We start from the raw sequence: 15,485 nt of genomic DNA on the forward strand, positions 1-15,485 counted from the left end.
AGAACGCTTACAAATAGTGAGTTTCAAGTGTATATTGACGAAAGAATAGCGGGCTATTTTGAGTCGATTACAAGAAGAAAATTGCTGTTTGTAAGTGGGATTAACAAGCTTTTAATAAATAACTGATTTACTGCTTCAAATTTTATCGCAATAGTTCACTATTCCTCTAAAATTATTCATTGTAAATCAGCTCTTTATTTTAATCTGAGTTTAAAAATTTAAATCGAACTCAGGTTAATTACTTTTTAATGCGACGATAACTGGCGTAAGTATCCAGTATAGCAGTCAGAATAATAAAGATGATCCAGTAACCGCGGTGTGCTAGCATGGCCCATGCAGCCAGTAGTAATAAAACAGCACTGTATAGCATGATGGTATATACGCGTTGGTTTTCGGGCTTACCTACCATGCGGTTGTACAAGCGAATGGCTACCATAATAACCGCACCACCGGCAAAGCACCAGGCACCGTAGGTTAAGCCACTCATATGCATTAGTATTCCTAAAAAAACAAGCGCCATCCCAATGTAGTAGATGACACTCAAAAACTTGTAAATATTCATGAATTTCTTGTATAATCTGGTTTAAACAGTGCAGGCAGTGGCTACTCTTCTTCAACAACAAAAATAACTTCGTCTTTTTTCTTCATCAGGTATTCTTCACGGGCAAACTTCTCAAGATTTTCAATGTTACTCTGCAGTTCATCCATCTTGCGGTTGTTTTGCTCAATTTCGTTGATATAGTGCTGCTTTTGCTTTTCCAATTGGTTGATGCGTCGGGCAAGTCTGTAGCGATCAATCAGGCTATTCTGATCAAATATGGTGATGTAAACAATAAAAGCCAGTGTAGCAAGAAAAAACTTATTGCTGATAAGTGGTTTAATGTATTTCCTGAAACTCGTTTGACTCATTTTGCCTTGTTGTTTCTGCAAATGTAATGATTTAAGCAACACCATATAAAGGTGAACTGTGATTTATTCAATTGACCATTGTAAATGACAACCGCCTGCCAGATCGAAATGATTTGCCGGCAGGCGGATAATAACCAGAGTTCGATATTAAATTTGGTTCTCTGTTTAATAGCTTATTTTAAATCTATTAATACTGTCGTGTGGATACGATTCTTTTTAAGTATTTGTGTTTTTAGCTGCACCTTTTGAAAGTCTATTTTTGATGAACTTAAAGTTGATGCATTAAAGAACAGGAATTGAGAAGTCTTCCCGGCGAATAGCTCCGGGTAGTGTTGCTTCAATTCTGATGGACTTAATGTTCGCTCCAAATCAACTGGTGTGCTGGTTCCCAGCAGCCATGTGCTGTGACGCGTATTAAGGTAAAGAGCTTTATCGCTCCCCAGTTTCTTAGCATGGAAGGTATAAGCACCTTCCGACACTTTTTTAATAAGCTTCAGGTCGTTTTGTAGTATACTTAGCAATGTGGCACCTTTTTGCCTGTTGGGCATATGAATCGCTGCTTTAAAGTCAGGCATATCTCGGCCATTAAGGCAGCTGTCGGTTATGGCCACAAAGCCATTCCCCAAGTGTTTTGCCAGTTCATCATCAAATGCCAAAAGGGCTAAACGGGCTACTGCACGTTCTTCGCGATCAAAATCTTTATAATCAAGATAGCTTGCCAGGTTGTTTTTGAACGAGGCCAGGTTGGCATTGTAGATGTATAGTGCTTGAGTTTTGGCCGGCAGATATTTGGCTATATGCTTATCAATTGGTTGATTGATGGGCGAAAGCGTTGCTTTATTGACCGCGATGCTGCTGGCTGCAATCTGTTGCGCATTGGCCGATAGTTTGAACCATACTTCCTCATAATGCTGCATCAAACCCGCTGTGAGTGATGAGTGCTCATAAAGTTCCGGTATTTCATTTCCAAGCACGTTGTAAACATGATAGGGGATGGCACCAGCATGCTGTGGATTGATATACAGCAAAGCACCACAATCATCAGTATTCTCATCAAATACTTTAGTAAAATCAACCTGGCGTTTGACTGGCCGGCTTATGGCGTTTTTCTCTGTTTCCAAAAGGGCCTTAAAGCTTAAGGCAGAGTTAACCGAGTCGAGTCTGTCCAGCGAATCCAGTTTAAAGGCTATGTCCTCATAACCCATGTCATATTTGACGGCGGTATGTTGTATATTTATCAGTCGATTGTATTCCTTTTTTAGCTCCCTGTCAATGGGTTCAATTTGGGCGAATATCTTTAATTCAAAATATTCCTTGTTAAACCAAAATATGCCCTTGCGGTATTTACCGCCGTTGATGATGGCGTGCGTCGGATTCAGCTCCTCTATGGTCAGGTTGTTCTTTTTTAGAATCTCATCTACTTGATTTAATGGGAATTGTTCAAATCTTCTAAACTGCAGCGTATAATGGTTGAAAGCTCCATCTTTGTGTCCGTAGAGGCATACTTCCTTTGCAGATTGAATGAGTTCACTTTTAATGTTATAAGTAAATTCACTTAAAAACTCAGAGAGCAATTCTGACGTAAACTTGTCTTTGTTGAAGTAGGTCAAAAACATCAGGCTGTCTTTGGAGACGTTTTCATATAGTTTATGTGCCTGTTGCTGCGCGTGCAATGGCATAATGCAGCTGATAGCCAATAGCAGACATGCCATTAGCTTCAATGTGTTTTGTTTAAAATTCATAATTCTTTTTTTTGGTATTAGAGAAAATATAGAATGTATTGTGACGAATGCTCAATAGCATGCACTATTTGCTAATGAGTGTCAGGTGAGTTGTTAAGCGATATCAGCAGTTTTGATTTATATTTATGATAATAATCAGAGCATGCAAAACTATCATTTTTTATCATAAATCAAGCGCAAAAAGGTTTGACATTGCGTACTATTCTTTTGCAGTGTTCCTTAGGAGATAATTAGAAAATAGTAATCGGTAGTATGTGGCCGGAAGAGCCTGGTGTAACTAAAGTGAGGGCAAAAAAAAAGCCCCGATAACGGGGCTTATAGAATTATTCTGCTAAGAAAGGATATTTGAAATCGTGTGGCGGAACAAAGTTTTCCTTAATGGTGCGTGGGCTTACCCAACGCATCAGGTTAATGGCCGAACCAGCCTTATCGTTTGTACCTGAACCACGAGAACCACCAAATGGCTGCTGACCTACAACGGCGCCTGTTGGCTTATCGTTGATGTAGAAGTTACCAGCTGTGTCAACCAATCGCTTGGTAGCTTTTTCAATAATGTAACGATCCTGTGCAAAGATACAACCTGTTAATGCATAGATAGAAGTAGAGTCAAGGATATCCATTGTTTCCTCAAACTTGTTATCGTCGTATACATAAATGGTTAATACCGGGCCGAACAACTCTTCTTCCATCGTGCGGTACTTAGGATTGGTTGTAAGTATGATAGTAGGCTCAATAAAATAACCAACCGACTTATCATGACCACCACCCAGAATCACTTTTGCTTCATTACTTTCTTTTGCTTCGTCAATAGCACCAGCTAACAAGTCAAAAGAAGTCTCATCGATAACAGCGTTTACAAAGTTGCTGAAATCTTCAGGAGGTCCCATTTTTACTTCTGCCATCTGCTCTTTTACATAGCCAAAAATCTCTTCCCAGCGACTGGCTGGCATATAGGCGCGAGAGGCAGCTGAACATTTCTGTCCCTGGTATTCGAAGGCTCCACGAACAATAGCAGTAGCCACCCCTTTAGCATCGCATGATTTGTGTGCCAGAATGTAATCTTTACCACCTGTTTCACCTACGATACGTGGGTATGTTTTGTATTTGGCAATGTTATCACCAATGGCTTTCCAGGTGCTTTGGAATACACCCGTAGAACCGGTAAAGTGGAAACCTGCGAAATCAGGGTGAGAGAAAATCTCTTTAGCAGCCACAGGACCCGATGCATACACCAGGTTGATAACACCATCAGGTACACCTGCTTCTTTGAATAACTTCATTAAGAAATAAGCCGAGTAAACAGCAGTCTTCGATGGTTTCCACACAGTAACGTTACCCATCATGGCAGGAGCTGTTTGCAGGTTGCCAGCAATAGAAGTAAAGTTAAATGGTGTGAGTGCAAATACGAAACCTTCCAAAGGACGGTACTCAACACGATCCCAGATGCCAGGCGCCGATTCAGGCTGACCAGCATAAATTTCGGTCATGTATTGTACGTTGAAGCGGAAGAAGTCAGCCAGCTCACAGGCTGAATCAATCTCGGCCTGGAATGCATTTTTTGACTGACCTAACATGGTAGCAGCATTAATTAACTGACGGTAAGGACCGGCCAATAAATCGGCTGCTTTTAAGAAGATAGCCGCACGGTGCTCCCAGCTCAGGTTAACCCACTGCTTACGCGCTTTCAATGCTGCGTCAATCGCCATGTGTACATGAGTCTCATCTCCCTGGTGATAATGACCTAGAGTATGGGCGATTTCGTGTGGTGGGTGAATACGTTTTGTATTACCTGTTCTGATTTCTTCACCACCAATAAACATAGGGATGTCAAGCTCTTGCGAGCGAAGCTCTTCCAACATCTTTTTTAACTCGGCGCGCTCTGGTGTGCCCGGAGCGTAGCTTTTAATCGGCTCATTAACAGCCGGCGGTACTTGAAAAATTCCTTTTGGCATAGATTTTATTTTTTTGGTTGTTACAATAGTCAAATGTATGACCTTAAACGAATAGATTCTAATCCAAAATCATCTGAGTGAAACAAATCTATGAAATAAAAAAGCCGATGTACATGAAATATGTCAGGGTTTGAAATGAATTTAGGTAATATTTATCAGCTTTTCTTTTAACAAGCTTACGATTTAAAGTATCATGACAAATGCTAAGCCAGCCACCTGTATGGTCACGCAAGATTACGCTTAGTAGCAGCAAGCACTTTACTTTGGATATTTTTTAGCCTAAATTAGCTAATGCATTAACCTGCAATCTATAAGCAATTCGTGTTTTCTGGTTTGTTAAATTTAATTCGAAAGACATGAGAAAAATGATCAAAGCTTTCACAATGCTTGCGGGCATTGTGTTGATGACTCAGGCCTGCTCTTATATTGATAAGATTGGGGGAAAGGCCGACCTGCTTGATAGGCTCCACGAGAAACGACTTGAGGTGGGACGTGCCTTATTGGAAGTAACATCAGGTGGGGTAGATGATGTACTTCCTTATTACTCGCACGATATTGAATACCACGATCCGATTGTGGATATCTATGGAATTGAACACATGACCGGTTTCCTTAATCAGCTCATCGAAGATTCTTCGCCAGATTTAAGAACGATTGTTGTGGATGAAACTCTCATTGATGATATCTATTCGGCCACATGGATAATGGATGGCAGTTTCAACGGCATTCCCTATGAGGCTAAAGGTATTTCTATCTTTAAGTTTAAGCCTAACACTTTCCAGGTTTACTACCAGCGAGATTATTATTCTGAGGGCGACATCATGGCAACAATAGATGGTATGGATGATTTGATGGCTGTTTTCAGGGCACAGTACAGGTGCGTGGTGGATCCAACTTTTGACTGTCCGTTTCCTCCTGTAAGTGCAGTTAATCAATTAAAATCAAGCAAAAAGCTCCTAAAAGAGCAGCTGAGTGTCGGACGTCAGCTTGTAGAAATGCATGCGGGTAACTGGACAGAGGTGCTACCTTTCCTGTCTGACAATTACGAGTATCACGATCCAATTGTCGATATTGTTGGACCAGAAACAATGACACAGTTTCTGGCACGTTTATTTGCTGGCTCATCGAACCTGTACACCATCGTTGAGGATGAAACACTGGTGGACGATATTTATATGGCAACCTGGACCATGACAGGTTCGTTTAACGGGGCCGAGTTTAGTGCTCCCGGTATGTCAATTGTTAAGTTTGTTGACGGAACAAGCGACGTTTATTACTCCAGAGACTACTACTCAGAGGGTGATATAATGCTTGGTATCCCTGAATTGGCTGAAGCAGTAATGGGTTTCCGCTACTATTACCTTTGTGCTGTAGATCCGCAGTATGATTGCCCGACGGCACCTTAGTAACTGACCTTACTATTCGAAAATTATTTACTAATCAAACAGGTGATGAAGCTGTCCATTTTTTCTGGCAGCTTTGTTTTTGCATTTACTCCAAAGTGTTAATTTTCAGATAAAGTGTCAGGCTGCCACAGGCCGCTTTATTCAACTTAAGACTTAGCTGGAAATTATGCATTAGAACTAGCCGGATTTTCGATGTAAGTATCGAAAGATTGAGATAGGTAATTTTCAATTATTGTGGAAATGCTTTTAGGGTTGCCATGTCATTCAACTATTATCTGAGGCTATGCTTTATTGAGTTGGATATATTAACGCCAATCAACCGTTCGTAGTTATCACCCACACTTCTGTAGTACACATAGATGATATAATCATTCTCGGTTTGTACAAAACTACCTTCAAATCGCTCCACTTCTGCTTTGGTATGTCCTTGCTCCAGAAAATGGTACTGGTAGTTGTAAAAACCTTGCTTCAGCAGCAGGGTTAGTTCATACATATGCGTATTGAAATTGTATTCCATGCGGTTGTTGGAATTCAGCTGCCAGTCGTTTAAGCCGCCTGTTACATATATGTGTCCATCTACAAAGGGGGCCTGAACCGGTAATCTGAAATGTACATATACATAATCTGCCTCAATAACCGGATCGCGGTTTTCTTTAACATCAATGTAATAACGGCCATTAAAATCTTCGCGATAGAAATACGGTTTCCGGCCCATTAACTTATCCGGAAACAGCGTAAAGTGATAGTGGGGATCAAAAAACGAAATCTCCGAAACATGCTCAGGTGCAAAGCGGGTGCTTCTTATATCCAGCCAGCGATATTCATTGCCACCATCAAACAGGTTCTCACGATTATAGGTATAGTCCAGTTCTTCGTTGCGTATAAACAGGGGTTTCAGATTATCAATCTGGTTATCCCAGCGCCCGTTTTGCTGAAGTACTACTTTTAATTCTTCGCGTGGATTATTAATTCTGAAATTGGGATGAAGTATGGTAAAGTTAACTTCCTGCATCGACTCCCTGAAGTTGGAGTTGGAAGTAAACTTGATGCGCGGCAAGATGCTTACCAATGATTCTGTCACATAAAACGGGCGAATCAGCACAGGTTCATCCTCCCGGCCCAATTCAAATATTTTTATGATGTAGTTGCCCGATAGCTTCAACTTGATATCCTCGTTGGGAAAATCGAGCTGGTAATGAATATAGTCAAAGGTGGTGTTAAAAGAATATTGGTAGTCATCCACCGAGTTCGGCATAAAGCCATCAATGTACTCAGTTTGCATCAGGTTTGACTCTTCCCAGTCCGAAGTGCAATGAATAATCCTGTATTGATAGTTTTTTGATTCGTAGGCAAAATCATCAAAAGAGAGGGTAAGCTGTTCGCTGGGATACAGGTTGATTATGGGTTGCGACATGCTCCAGCCTTTCTTATGCAACTGAACGGTACGTATGTGCGAGGCTGTTTGAACCGGATTATTGGCCATGCTGGCAGTCCAACTCAAAACACAAATAAAGATGCTGCTCAAGAAGCGCTTTAGTAATGTGAAAAATGAGCCTAAATCAGGATGTGAAGTATCTATATATTTATAGGTGTTAAAATAATCCATGCCATATGCGTTTTTACAAGTGCAATATATGTGGATTAGTGATAAATTTATGTATTTTTGCGCGTAAAAATAAAAAAACCGTTTTTCAAACATGTCAGAGGTAATAAAAATCAAAAAAGGTCTTGATATCCAGCTGGCCGGCAAAGCCGATAAGGTATTCGGGCAAGCTGAATTACCCGAGCTTTTTGCAGTGAAGCCTACCGATTTTCACGGTGTGGTACCAAAAATGGCTGTCAAAGTTGGGGACAAGGTGAAAGCGGGTACAGTTTTATTTTTTGACAAGTATCGTCCGGAAATAAAATTTGTGTCTCCCGTTAGTGGAGAGTTGGCTGCGGTTAACCGTGGCGAACGCCGTAGAATCCTTGAAGTAATCGTTAAGGCTGATGGAGCAGATGAAAAAGAGCAGTTTGGAGCTGCCAACGCTGCCGACCTTTCAAAAGAACAAGTAGTTGAGAAAATGCAAGCTGCAGGCTTATGGCCGTTTATTCGTAAACGTCCGTATGATGTAATTGCTAATGCTGACGAAACACCTAAAGCATTCTTTATTTCAGGTTTTGACAGTGCGCCTTTAGCACCAGATATGGACTTTGTTCTATCAGGTCAGGAGGAAGCTTTGCAAGCCGGTATCGATGTAATTAAGCGTTTGTGCGACAACGTACATGTTGGTGTACAAAATGATGCAGCTTCAAAGGTATTCAAAAACCTGAATGGGGTAACTGTTCACACCTTCAGCGGGCCACACCCTGCCGGTAACGTTGGTGTGCAAATTCACCATACCATGCCTATAAGTAAAGGTGAGGTAGTATGGGTAGCTCAACCGCAGGAAATAATTGCCATTGGTAAGTTGTTTACCGAAGGTGTTTATGATGCCAACCGTATTGTTGTATTGGCTGGTAGTGAAGTTGAAAAGAAGGGCTATTACCGTACCAAGTTAGGCGCCAGCATCTCTACATTAGTGAAAAACAATGTTAAAACCGACGATACATTGCGTTATATCAGCGGTAATGTATTAACAGGTACTCAAGTTGAAGAAGATGGTTTCCTTGGAACATATCATTCACAGGTAACCGTCATTCCTGAAGGTGATTATTACGAATTTATGGGATGGGCAATGCCTGGTTTCAATAAATTCAGTATGTCACACTCTTTCTTCAGCTGGATGTGTAAAAAGAAAGAATATCGCCTGGATGCAAATATGCACGGTGGTCTTCGTTCGTTTGTGGTATCAGGTCAGTACGATAAAGTGCTGCCAATGGATATTTTGCCAGAGTTCTTATTCAGAGCCATATTGGTAGAAGATATCGATAAAATGGAGCAACTCGGTATTTATGAGTTAGCCGAAGAAGACATCGCTCTTTGTGAGTTTGTATGTACTTCAAAACAGCCGCTCCAAGCCACTTTGCGTAAGGGTATTGATTTAATGATTAAGGAGTTGAGTTAAATTAGTCAGTAGTCAGAAGTGAGAAGACAGAAGTGATTCGTCTATTGCCTGCTGACTAATAACTATAAAACTAATATACATTGAAAGCGTTAAGAAATTTATTAGATAACATCAAACCTCACGTTCAAAAGGGCGCGAAGTTTGAAAAGTTTCATTCAACCTTCGATGCTCTTGAAACACTATTTTTTGTTCCCAATACAACGAACAAGAATGGTGTGCATGTGCGCGATGCGGTTGATTTGAAGCGTACCATGGCTATTGTCGTGAAAGCATTGATTCCGGCATTGCTATTTGGTATTTGGAACGTAGGTTATCAGCACTACCTTTCATTAGGTGTTGATGCCTCATTTTGGGCCGAAGTAGGCCATGGAGCATTAAAAGTATTACCAATTGTTGTTGTATCATATGGTGTTGGTTTGGGTATTGAATTTATGTTTGCCCAAATCCGTGGTCACGAGGTGCAGGAAGGATTCCTGGTTTCAGGGATGCTGATTCCATTAGTGTTACCGGTTGATATCCCGTTATGGATGGTGGCTGTAGCAACAGCCTTCTCAGTAGTGATTGGTAAAGAGGTATTTGGTGGTACAGGTATGAACATCTGGAACCCGGCTTTAGTAGCCCGTGCATTCCTGTTCTTCGCCTATCCATCAAAAATGTCAGGTGACCTTGTTTGGATCTCTGGTTTAACCAAAGGCGAAGGTGTAGTAGATGGTTTCTCAGGTGCTACATCGTTAGGGCAGGCTGCTTCGGGTATGGCTCCAAGCCATTCAGTTGCAGAAAGCTTTTTAGGGATGATTCCTGGTTCAATTGGTGAAACATCTACGCTGGCTATCCTGATTGGTGCAGCTATTCTGATTTATACCGGCATTGGTAGCTGGAAAATTATGGTATCTACCTTTGCAGGTGGTTACCTCATGGGGCTGTTGTTCAACCTTTGGGGTGCCAATGCTCTAATGCAGGTTGATGCTATTCACCACCTGTGTTTAGGAGGATTTGCTTTTGGTGCTGTATTTATGGCAACTGATCCTGTATCAGCCACACGCACCGAAAAAGGTAAATGGATTTACGGATTCCTGATTGGATTCCTGGCGATTATGGTACGTGTGTTTAACCCGGCTTACCCGGAAGGCGTAATGTTGGCCATCCTGTTGATGAACACATTTGCACCACTGATTGACCACTACGTAGTACAAGGAAATATCAAACGTCGTTTAAAACGAGCTAAAGTAGCAGCCTAAATAATTAGTAAAATGGATAGACAAGGAAATACTTATACTTTTCTGTATGCATCTGTTATGGTGATTGTGGTAGCGGCTATCTTGGCCTTTTTAGCACAATCGTTAAAACCAATGCAGGATAAAAATGCGGCCGTGGCCAAAAAGATGGATATCCTGAAGTCGGTGCAGATTGAAAGTACAGCAGCTAATGCTGAAGAAAAATACAATAAATACATTGGTGAGAATGCTTATGTGTTGGACATCAACGGTGAGAAGAAACCAGGATTGGAAGCTTTTACAGTTGATTTAGCTAAAGAAGTTAAGAAGGGCGACGATGAGCGTGCTTACCCGATTTATGAGTGTAAACTGGATAATGGACAAACGAAGTACATCATTCCGGTGAGAGGTAAAGGTCTTTGGGGACCTATCTGGGGATATGTATCGTTGGATGATGATAAGAACACTGTGTTTGGTGCTACCTTTGGTCACAAAGGCGAAACACCTGGCTTGGGTGCTGAGATCACAACCGATATGTTCCAGAAACCTTTTACAGGTAAGAAACTGTTTGATGAAAACGGTCAGTTTGCTTCCATTGAAGTTGTGAAGAAAGGACAGTCACAGGGCGATCTGCATAAAGTGGATGGCATCTCTGGTGGTACTATTACCAGTGTTGGTGTTGGTACTATGTTAGAAGACTGCCTGAGTGGGTATGAAAAGTTTTTAAAGAACTAAAATATTGTGACGATGAGTAGTGAAAAAGAACCTTTGTTCTCAGCCAAGAATCTGAAGCTGATTACAACTCCTCTGGGAGCACAAAACCCCATTACCATCCAGGTACTGGGTATCTGTTCTGCTTTGGCGGTGACAGTTAAATTGGAGCCGGCCATCGTATTGTCGATCTCTGTGATGTTTGTAACTGTATTCTCTAATCTGATTATATCGTTATTGCGTAATACCATTCCTGCACGTATCCGTATTATTGTGCAGCTGGTGGTGGTTGCATCGCTGGTAATCATTGTTGACCAGGTGTTGAAAGCCTTCGCCTATGAGGTGAGTTTGCAGCTATCGGTTTTCGTTGGTCTGATTATTACCAACTGTATCATCATGGGCCGCTTGGAAGCCTTTGCATTGGGTAACAAGCCATGGCCATCGGTATTGGATGGTATTGGTAATGGTGCCGGATATGGTTTTATACTGATAGTAGTAGCTTTCTTCCGCGAGTTGTTAGGAACTGGTTTCCTGACATTGCCAGGATTGGGAGCTATTCAAATTGTACCTGATGTATTTTACCAATGGGGATATGCCAACAATGGCTTTATGATTTTGCCTCCAATGGCTTTGGTTGTTGTGGGTATCATCATATGGGTACAGCGTTCACGTAATAAAGATTTGATAGAATCGTAATTGTAAAAAAGCAGAAAAATGGATTATATAAATATATTTATCCGGTCAATCTTTATTGATAACATGGTATTCGCCTACTTCTTTGGTATGTGTTCATACCTGGCAGTATCAAAAACCGTGAACACCTCATTAGGACTTGGATTGGCTGTAACATTTGTACTAAGTATCACTGTGCCGGTTAACTATTTGCTTAACGACTATGTGTTGGGTGAAGGTGCTTTGGTATGGTTAGATAACCTACTAGGATTAGAAAATAAGTTTGCCACTTATGATTTAAGCTTCTTAAGCTTCATCATGTTTATCGCTGTTATTGCCTCTATGGTGCAGCTGGTTGAGATGGTTGTTGAGAAGTTTGCACCGACTCTATACTCACAACTGGGTATCTTCTTGCCGCTTATTGCTGTTAACTGTGCCATCTTAGGTGGTTCATTATTTATGCAAGAGCGCGAATATGCTAACCTGGGTGAAGCCACTGTATTCGGCGTTGGTTCGGGTATTGGTTGGTTATTAGCTATTGTTGGTATTGCTGCTATCCGCGAGAAAATTCAATATTCTGATGTGCCTGCTCCACTGCGTGGTTTAGGTATCACTTTTATTGTAACCGGATTGATGGGTGTGGCATTTATGAGTTTCATGGGAATTCAGTTGTAAAAAATAAAAGTATTAGAAATGACATTATTAGCAATTGATAGTACAGTAATTTTTACCAGTGTGGCGATTTTCCTTTTGGTGATCCTGGCTTTGGTATCTATCTTATTGTACGCTAAGAAAAAACTGATGCCATCGGGCGAAGTAACCATCAACATCAACGATGGCGAAAAAGAGTTGGTGGTAGAGCCGGGTCAAACCTTGCTTTCGGCATTAGGTAATAATAAAATCTTCTTACCATCAGCTTGTGGTGGTGGTGGTACATGTGCTATGTGTCGCTGTCAGGTTGATAGCGGTGCAGGTTCAATTCTACCTACCGAAACTGGTTATTTTACCCGTAAAGAGCAGGCCAATAACTGGCGTTTAGCTTGTCAGGTGAAGGTAAAAGAAGACATGACCATGCAAATCCCTCAGGAAGTGATGGGTATTAAGAAGTGGGAATGTGAAGTAGTATCTAATGATGGGCAGGCTACCTTTATTAAGGAGTTTGTGGTGAAGTTACCTGAAGGTGAAATCTTAGACTTTAAATCGGGTGGTTACATCCAGATTGACGTGCCTAAGATTGATGTTGACTTCAAGGATATGGAGATTGAAGATGAGTATCGTGGTGAATGGGAGAAGTTTGGTATGTTCGATCTGAAGATGAAGAACCCCGAACCAACTTATCGCGCTTACTCTATGGCTAACCATCCTGCCGAAGGTAACATTGTGATGTTGAACATCCGTATTGCTACACCACCATGGGACCGTGTTGCCGGTAAATTCATGAATGTTAACCCAGGAATATGTTCTTCATTTATCTTCTCGCGTAAGCCAGGTGATAAAGTAACTGTTTCGGGTCCTTATGGTGAGTTCTTTATTAAAGAAACAGATCGTGAGATGATGTTTATTGGTGGTGGTGCAGGTATGGCACCAATGCGTTCACACATCTTCCACCTGTTCCACACCGTTAAAACGGGTCGTAAGGCTACGTTCTGGTATGGAGCTCGTTCGCGTAAAGAGATTTTCTACGAAGATCAATTCCGCGCTATCGAGAAAGAGTTCCCGAACTTTAAGTTCACAATTGCGCTTTCTGAACCTTTACCAGAGGATAACTGGGATGGCGCTACAGGCTTTATCCATCAGGTGATTCATGACGAGTATTTGAGCAAGCATGAAGAGCCAGAAGATATCGAATACTACTTATGTGGACCTCCAATGATGAATGATGCGGTAAATAAAATGCTGTATGATTTGGGAGTGCCCGACGAGATGGTTGCCTTTGACGATTTCGGATCATAAATATATAAAGCCCCTTAATTGGGGCTTTTTTTTAGCTCTTTTCTTTACTGGATACCTGAGGGAGGTCAGTGCATAAATACGTCAGAATGGACCATAATCGTCCATTTAAATCATTAAATTGCACACCAAATCTTAACGCGTATGAAAGGTATTTGGGCGATTATTTCATTTCTGTTTTTGTGTTTATCGGTTTATGGACAATCTCTTCAGCAAGAACTAAACCATGCCAGTAAACTGCAGGAAACCAATCCCGACAGTTGCATCCTTATTTCATACGAAATCTTTACTCAATTAAGTGATGAGCAACGTATCGAAAAGGCACATGCGTTATGGAATCTGGCCCAGGCTTATCTGTATAAGCACAAATATCATTCTGCACTGTTATATGCTTTTAAAGGCGAAGAGTTATTCGCAGAAAAGGATACGGCCATATTGCATCAAAGAATTCAAGCTACAACGGGTTGGATTTTTTATGATATTGGGAACTATAAGCAGGCTGAGCCCTATCATCAGAAAGCTCTAGATATAGCTCAGTTAAGGAATGATTTGAGCAGTGAAATTGTTTATACAAACGCATTAGGTTTAAATGCCCTCAACCTTAACCAATACCAAAAAGCATTAGGCTTGTTTCAAAAAGCTCTTTTCCTGTTATCGCGCATGGACCCTCTAAATAAATCACTGTTGGCTACGGTGCAGAACAATATGGGAGTTGTTTATGTCAGATACGAAGATTGGGGGAAAGCAGAAGAATCATTGCTTCAGGCCATTGAAAATAGTTCAGGTCATGCCTCGGCACTTATTGAAACCTATTCTCAACTGGGCAAAGTATACTTAAGTACGCATCAATACGAAAAGTGCAAGAGCTATTTAGATGCGGCAGAGGAGCTTAGTTATCTTACTTCCTATAGTTTTAGTCTGATCGAGTATTACCAAATCAGGTATGAATACGAGTTCATTGCAGGCAATTTAAATGCCGCCTATCGCTATCAGAACAAATACATTCAGTTGTATAAAAAGATCAATAATAACGATGCCCAGGAGGTAATGAATTACCTGATGAGTGTTCAGGATGAAAAAATAAAGCAAGACGAGCTGCTTATAAAGCAGGCGAGGGAGATTGCATTTAATCGGCAAGTACTCATAATTGTGGGTATCATTTCCACCCTTGTTATTATTATTGTGCTGTATTTAATGTTTCGGTCAAAGGCCGAGAAAGCTTTTCTCAAACAACAACTACTTAGTCAGGAACTGGAGAAAAAGGAGCAGCAACAGGCCGAATTGAGTCACAAGCTGGCCTATAAAGATGAAGCTATTGAGACGCTTGCATTGACCATATCGCAGCGAAACGATCTGGTGAAGAGTGTAGCCGAAGATGTGAATAAATCATCGTCTGATGAGCTGAAAGCGGCCTGGAAAAAATTTCAGTTGGAGTTCGACCAGTATACTGAGTCTTCGATGCTGTCAGAGGAATACATTAAGGAATTCAAGTACCGGCTGAAGACTAAATTTCCATCCTTAACCGATAAGGATATGCAGCTGATCATTGATATTCGCAAAGATCTTACTTCAAAAGAGCTGGCTGATAAATACCATGTGGAAGTGAAGTCCATTGAGATGAGCCGCTACCGTTTGCGTAAGAAGCTACAGCTTGAAAAGGGCATTCAGCTCAAAGATTTCATCATGAAAATATAGTTTTGATGTAGAGTTTTACCCCTACACAGGTTGATAAATGGCTTTAATGTGGCTTAATGTTATAATTTGTATGTTATTGTAATATAGTGTGATGTAGCTGTAGGGGCTTGAAGAACTGAATTGTATAGATTTCATAGAGGTATAATATTGGGGTTTTTGATTTTTGCTGCGCTATTTAGCAGTGTGA

Annotated in this window: 13 protein-coding genes; 8 read left to right on the forward strand and 5 right to left on the reverse strand. The window is 41.0% G+C overall.

Annotation, left to right across the window (positions count from 1 at the left end; all coding sequences use genetic code 11):
* Positions 1 to 238: 238 nt before the first annotated feature.
* From KDU71_RS10205 to pruA, 4 genes are all read right to left on the reverse strand, one after another.
* The gene (locus KDU71_RS10205; protein ID WP_212190436.1) at positions 239 to 562 is read right to left on the reverse strand and encodes a hypothetical protein; all 324 of its coding nucleotides are present in this window, start codon (positions 560 to 562) and stop codon (positions 239 to 241) included.
* 41 nt (positions 563 to 603) lie between these two features.
* Positions 604 to 909, reverse strand: a complete 306-nt coding sequence (locus tag KDU71_RS10210) for an FtsB family cell division protein (RefSeq protein WP_212190438.1) — start codon at positions 907 to 909, stop codon at positions 604 to 606.
* Positions 910 to 1,082: 173 nt separating this feature from the next.
* Positions 1,083 to 2,651: a hypothetical protein gene (locus KDU71_RS10215; protein ID WP_212190440.1), complete on the reverse strand. Its 1,569-nt coding sequence runs from the start codon at positions 2,649 to 2,651 to the stop codon at positions 1,083 to 1,085.
* Between the two features lie 323 nt (positions 2,652 to 2,974).
* A complete protein-coding gene (gene pruA, locus KDU71_RS10220) occupies positions 2,975 to 4,603 on the reverse strand; it encodes an L-glutamate gamma-semialdehyde dehydrogenase (protein WP_212190442.1) in 1,629 nt (542 codons plus the stop codon).
* A gap of 356 nt (positions 4,604 to 4,959) precedes the next feature.
* Here pruA and KDU71_RS10225 point away from each other — a divergent pair, with 356 nt between their 5' ends.
* Positions 4,960 to 6,009 carry a nuclear transport factor 2 family protein gene (locus KDU71_RS10225; RefSeq protein WP_212190444.1) on the forward strand — a complete coding sequence of 350 codons (1,050 nt, stop codon included), beginning with the start codon at positions 4,960 to 4,962 and terminating at the stop codon, positions 6,007 to 6,009.
* A gap of 271 nt (positions 6,010 to 6,280) precedes the next feature.
* Here KDU71_RS10225 and KDU71_RS10230 read toward each other — a convergent pair whose 3' ends face one another.
* Positions 6,281 to 7,615, reverse strand: coding sequence for a type IX secretion system plug protein (locus KDU71_RS10230; protein ID WP_212190446.1), 1,335 nt, complete (start codon positions 7,613 to 7,615; stop codon positions 6,281 to 6,283).
* Positions 7,616 to 7,706: 91 nt separating this feature from the next.
* On the opposite strand from KDU71_RS10230, the gene KDU71_RS10235 reads away from it, so the two are divergent.
* The 7 genes from KDU71_RS10235 to KDU71_RS10265 all read left to right on the forward strand — a co-directional run bounded on the left by KDU71_RS10235 (position 7,707) and on the right by KDU71_RS10265 (position 15,298).
* On the forward strand, positions 7,707 to 9,056 hold the full coding sequence (locus KDU71_RS10235; RefSeq protein ID WP_212190448.1) for a Na(+)-translocating NADH-quinone reductase subunit A: 1,350 nt from the start codon (positions 7,707 to 7,709) through the stop codon (positions 9,054 to 9,056).
* An 80-nt stretch (positions 9,057 to 9,136) separates the two neighbouring features.
* Entirely contained in the window at positions 9,137 to 10,294 is a 1,158-nt protein-coding gene (locus KDU71_RS10240; RefSeq protein WP_212190450.1) for an NADH:ubiquinone reductase (Na(+)-transporting) subunit B, read from the forward strand.
* A gap of 12 nt (positions 10,295 to 10,306) precedes the next feature.
* Complete coding sequence (gene nqrC / locus KDU71_RS10245; RefSeq protein ID WP_212190452.1) at positions 10,307 to 11,005, forward strand: NADH:ubiquinone reductase (Na(+)-transporting) subunit C; 699 nt, start codon at positions 10,307 to 10,309, stop codon at positions 11,003 to 11,005.
* A 12-nt stretch (positions 11,006 to 11,017) separates the two neighbouring features.
* Positions 11,018 to 11,677, forward strand: coding sequence for an NADH:ubiquinone reductase (Na(+)-transporting) subunit D (locus KDU71_RS10250; protein WP_212190454.1), 660 nt, complete (start codon positions 11,018 to 11,020; stop codon positions 11,675 to 11,677).
* Between the two features lie 18 nt (positions 11,678 to 11,695).
* Entirely contained in the window at positions 11,696 to 12,328 is a 633-nt protein-coding gene (gene nqrE, locus KDU71_RS10255; protein WP_212190456.1) for an NADH:ubiquinone reductase (Na(+)-transporting) subunit E, read from the forward strand.
* A gap of 18 nt (positions 12,329 to 12,346) precedes the next feature.
* Positions 12,347 to 13,606: an NADH:ubiquinone reductase (Na(+)-transporting) subunit F gene (gene nqrF, locus KDU71_RS10260; RefSeq protein ID WP_212190458.1), complete on the forward strand. Its 1,260-nt coding sequence runs from the start codon at positions 12,347 to 12,349 to the stop codon at positions 13,604 to 13,606.
* A gap of 141 nt (positions 13,607 to 13,747) precedes the next feature.
* The gene (locus KDU71_RS10265) at positions 13,748 to 15,298 is read left to right on the forward strand and encodes a tetratricopeptide repeat protein (RefSeq protein ID WP_212190460.1); all 1,551 of its coding nucleotides are present in this window, start codon (positions 13,748 to 13,750) and stop codon (positions 15,296 to 15,298) included.
* Positions 15,299 to 15,485 lie beyond the last annotated feature (187 nt).

This window comes from Carboxylicivirga sediminis (assembly GCF_018156225.1).
In the GTDB taxonomy this organism is placed as follows: Bacteria; Bacteroidota; Bacteroidia; order Bacteroidales; family Marinilabiliaceae; genus Carboxylicivirga; species Carboxylicivirga sediminis.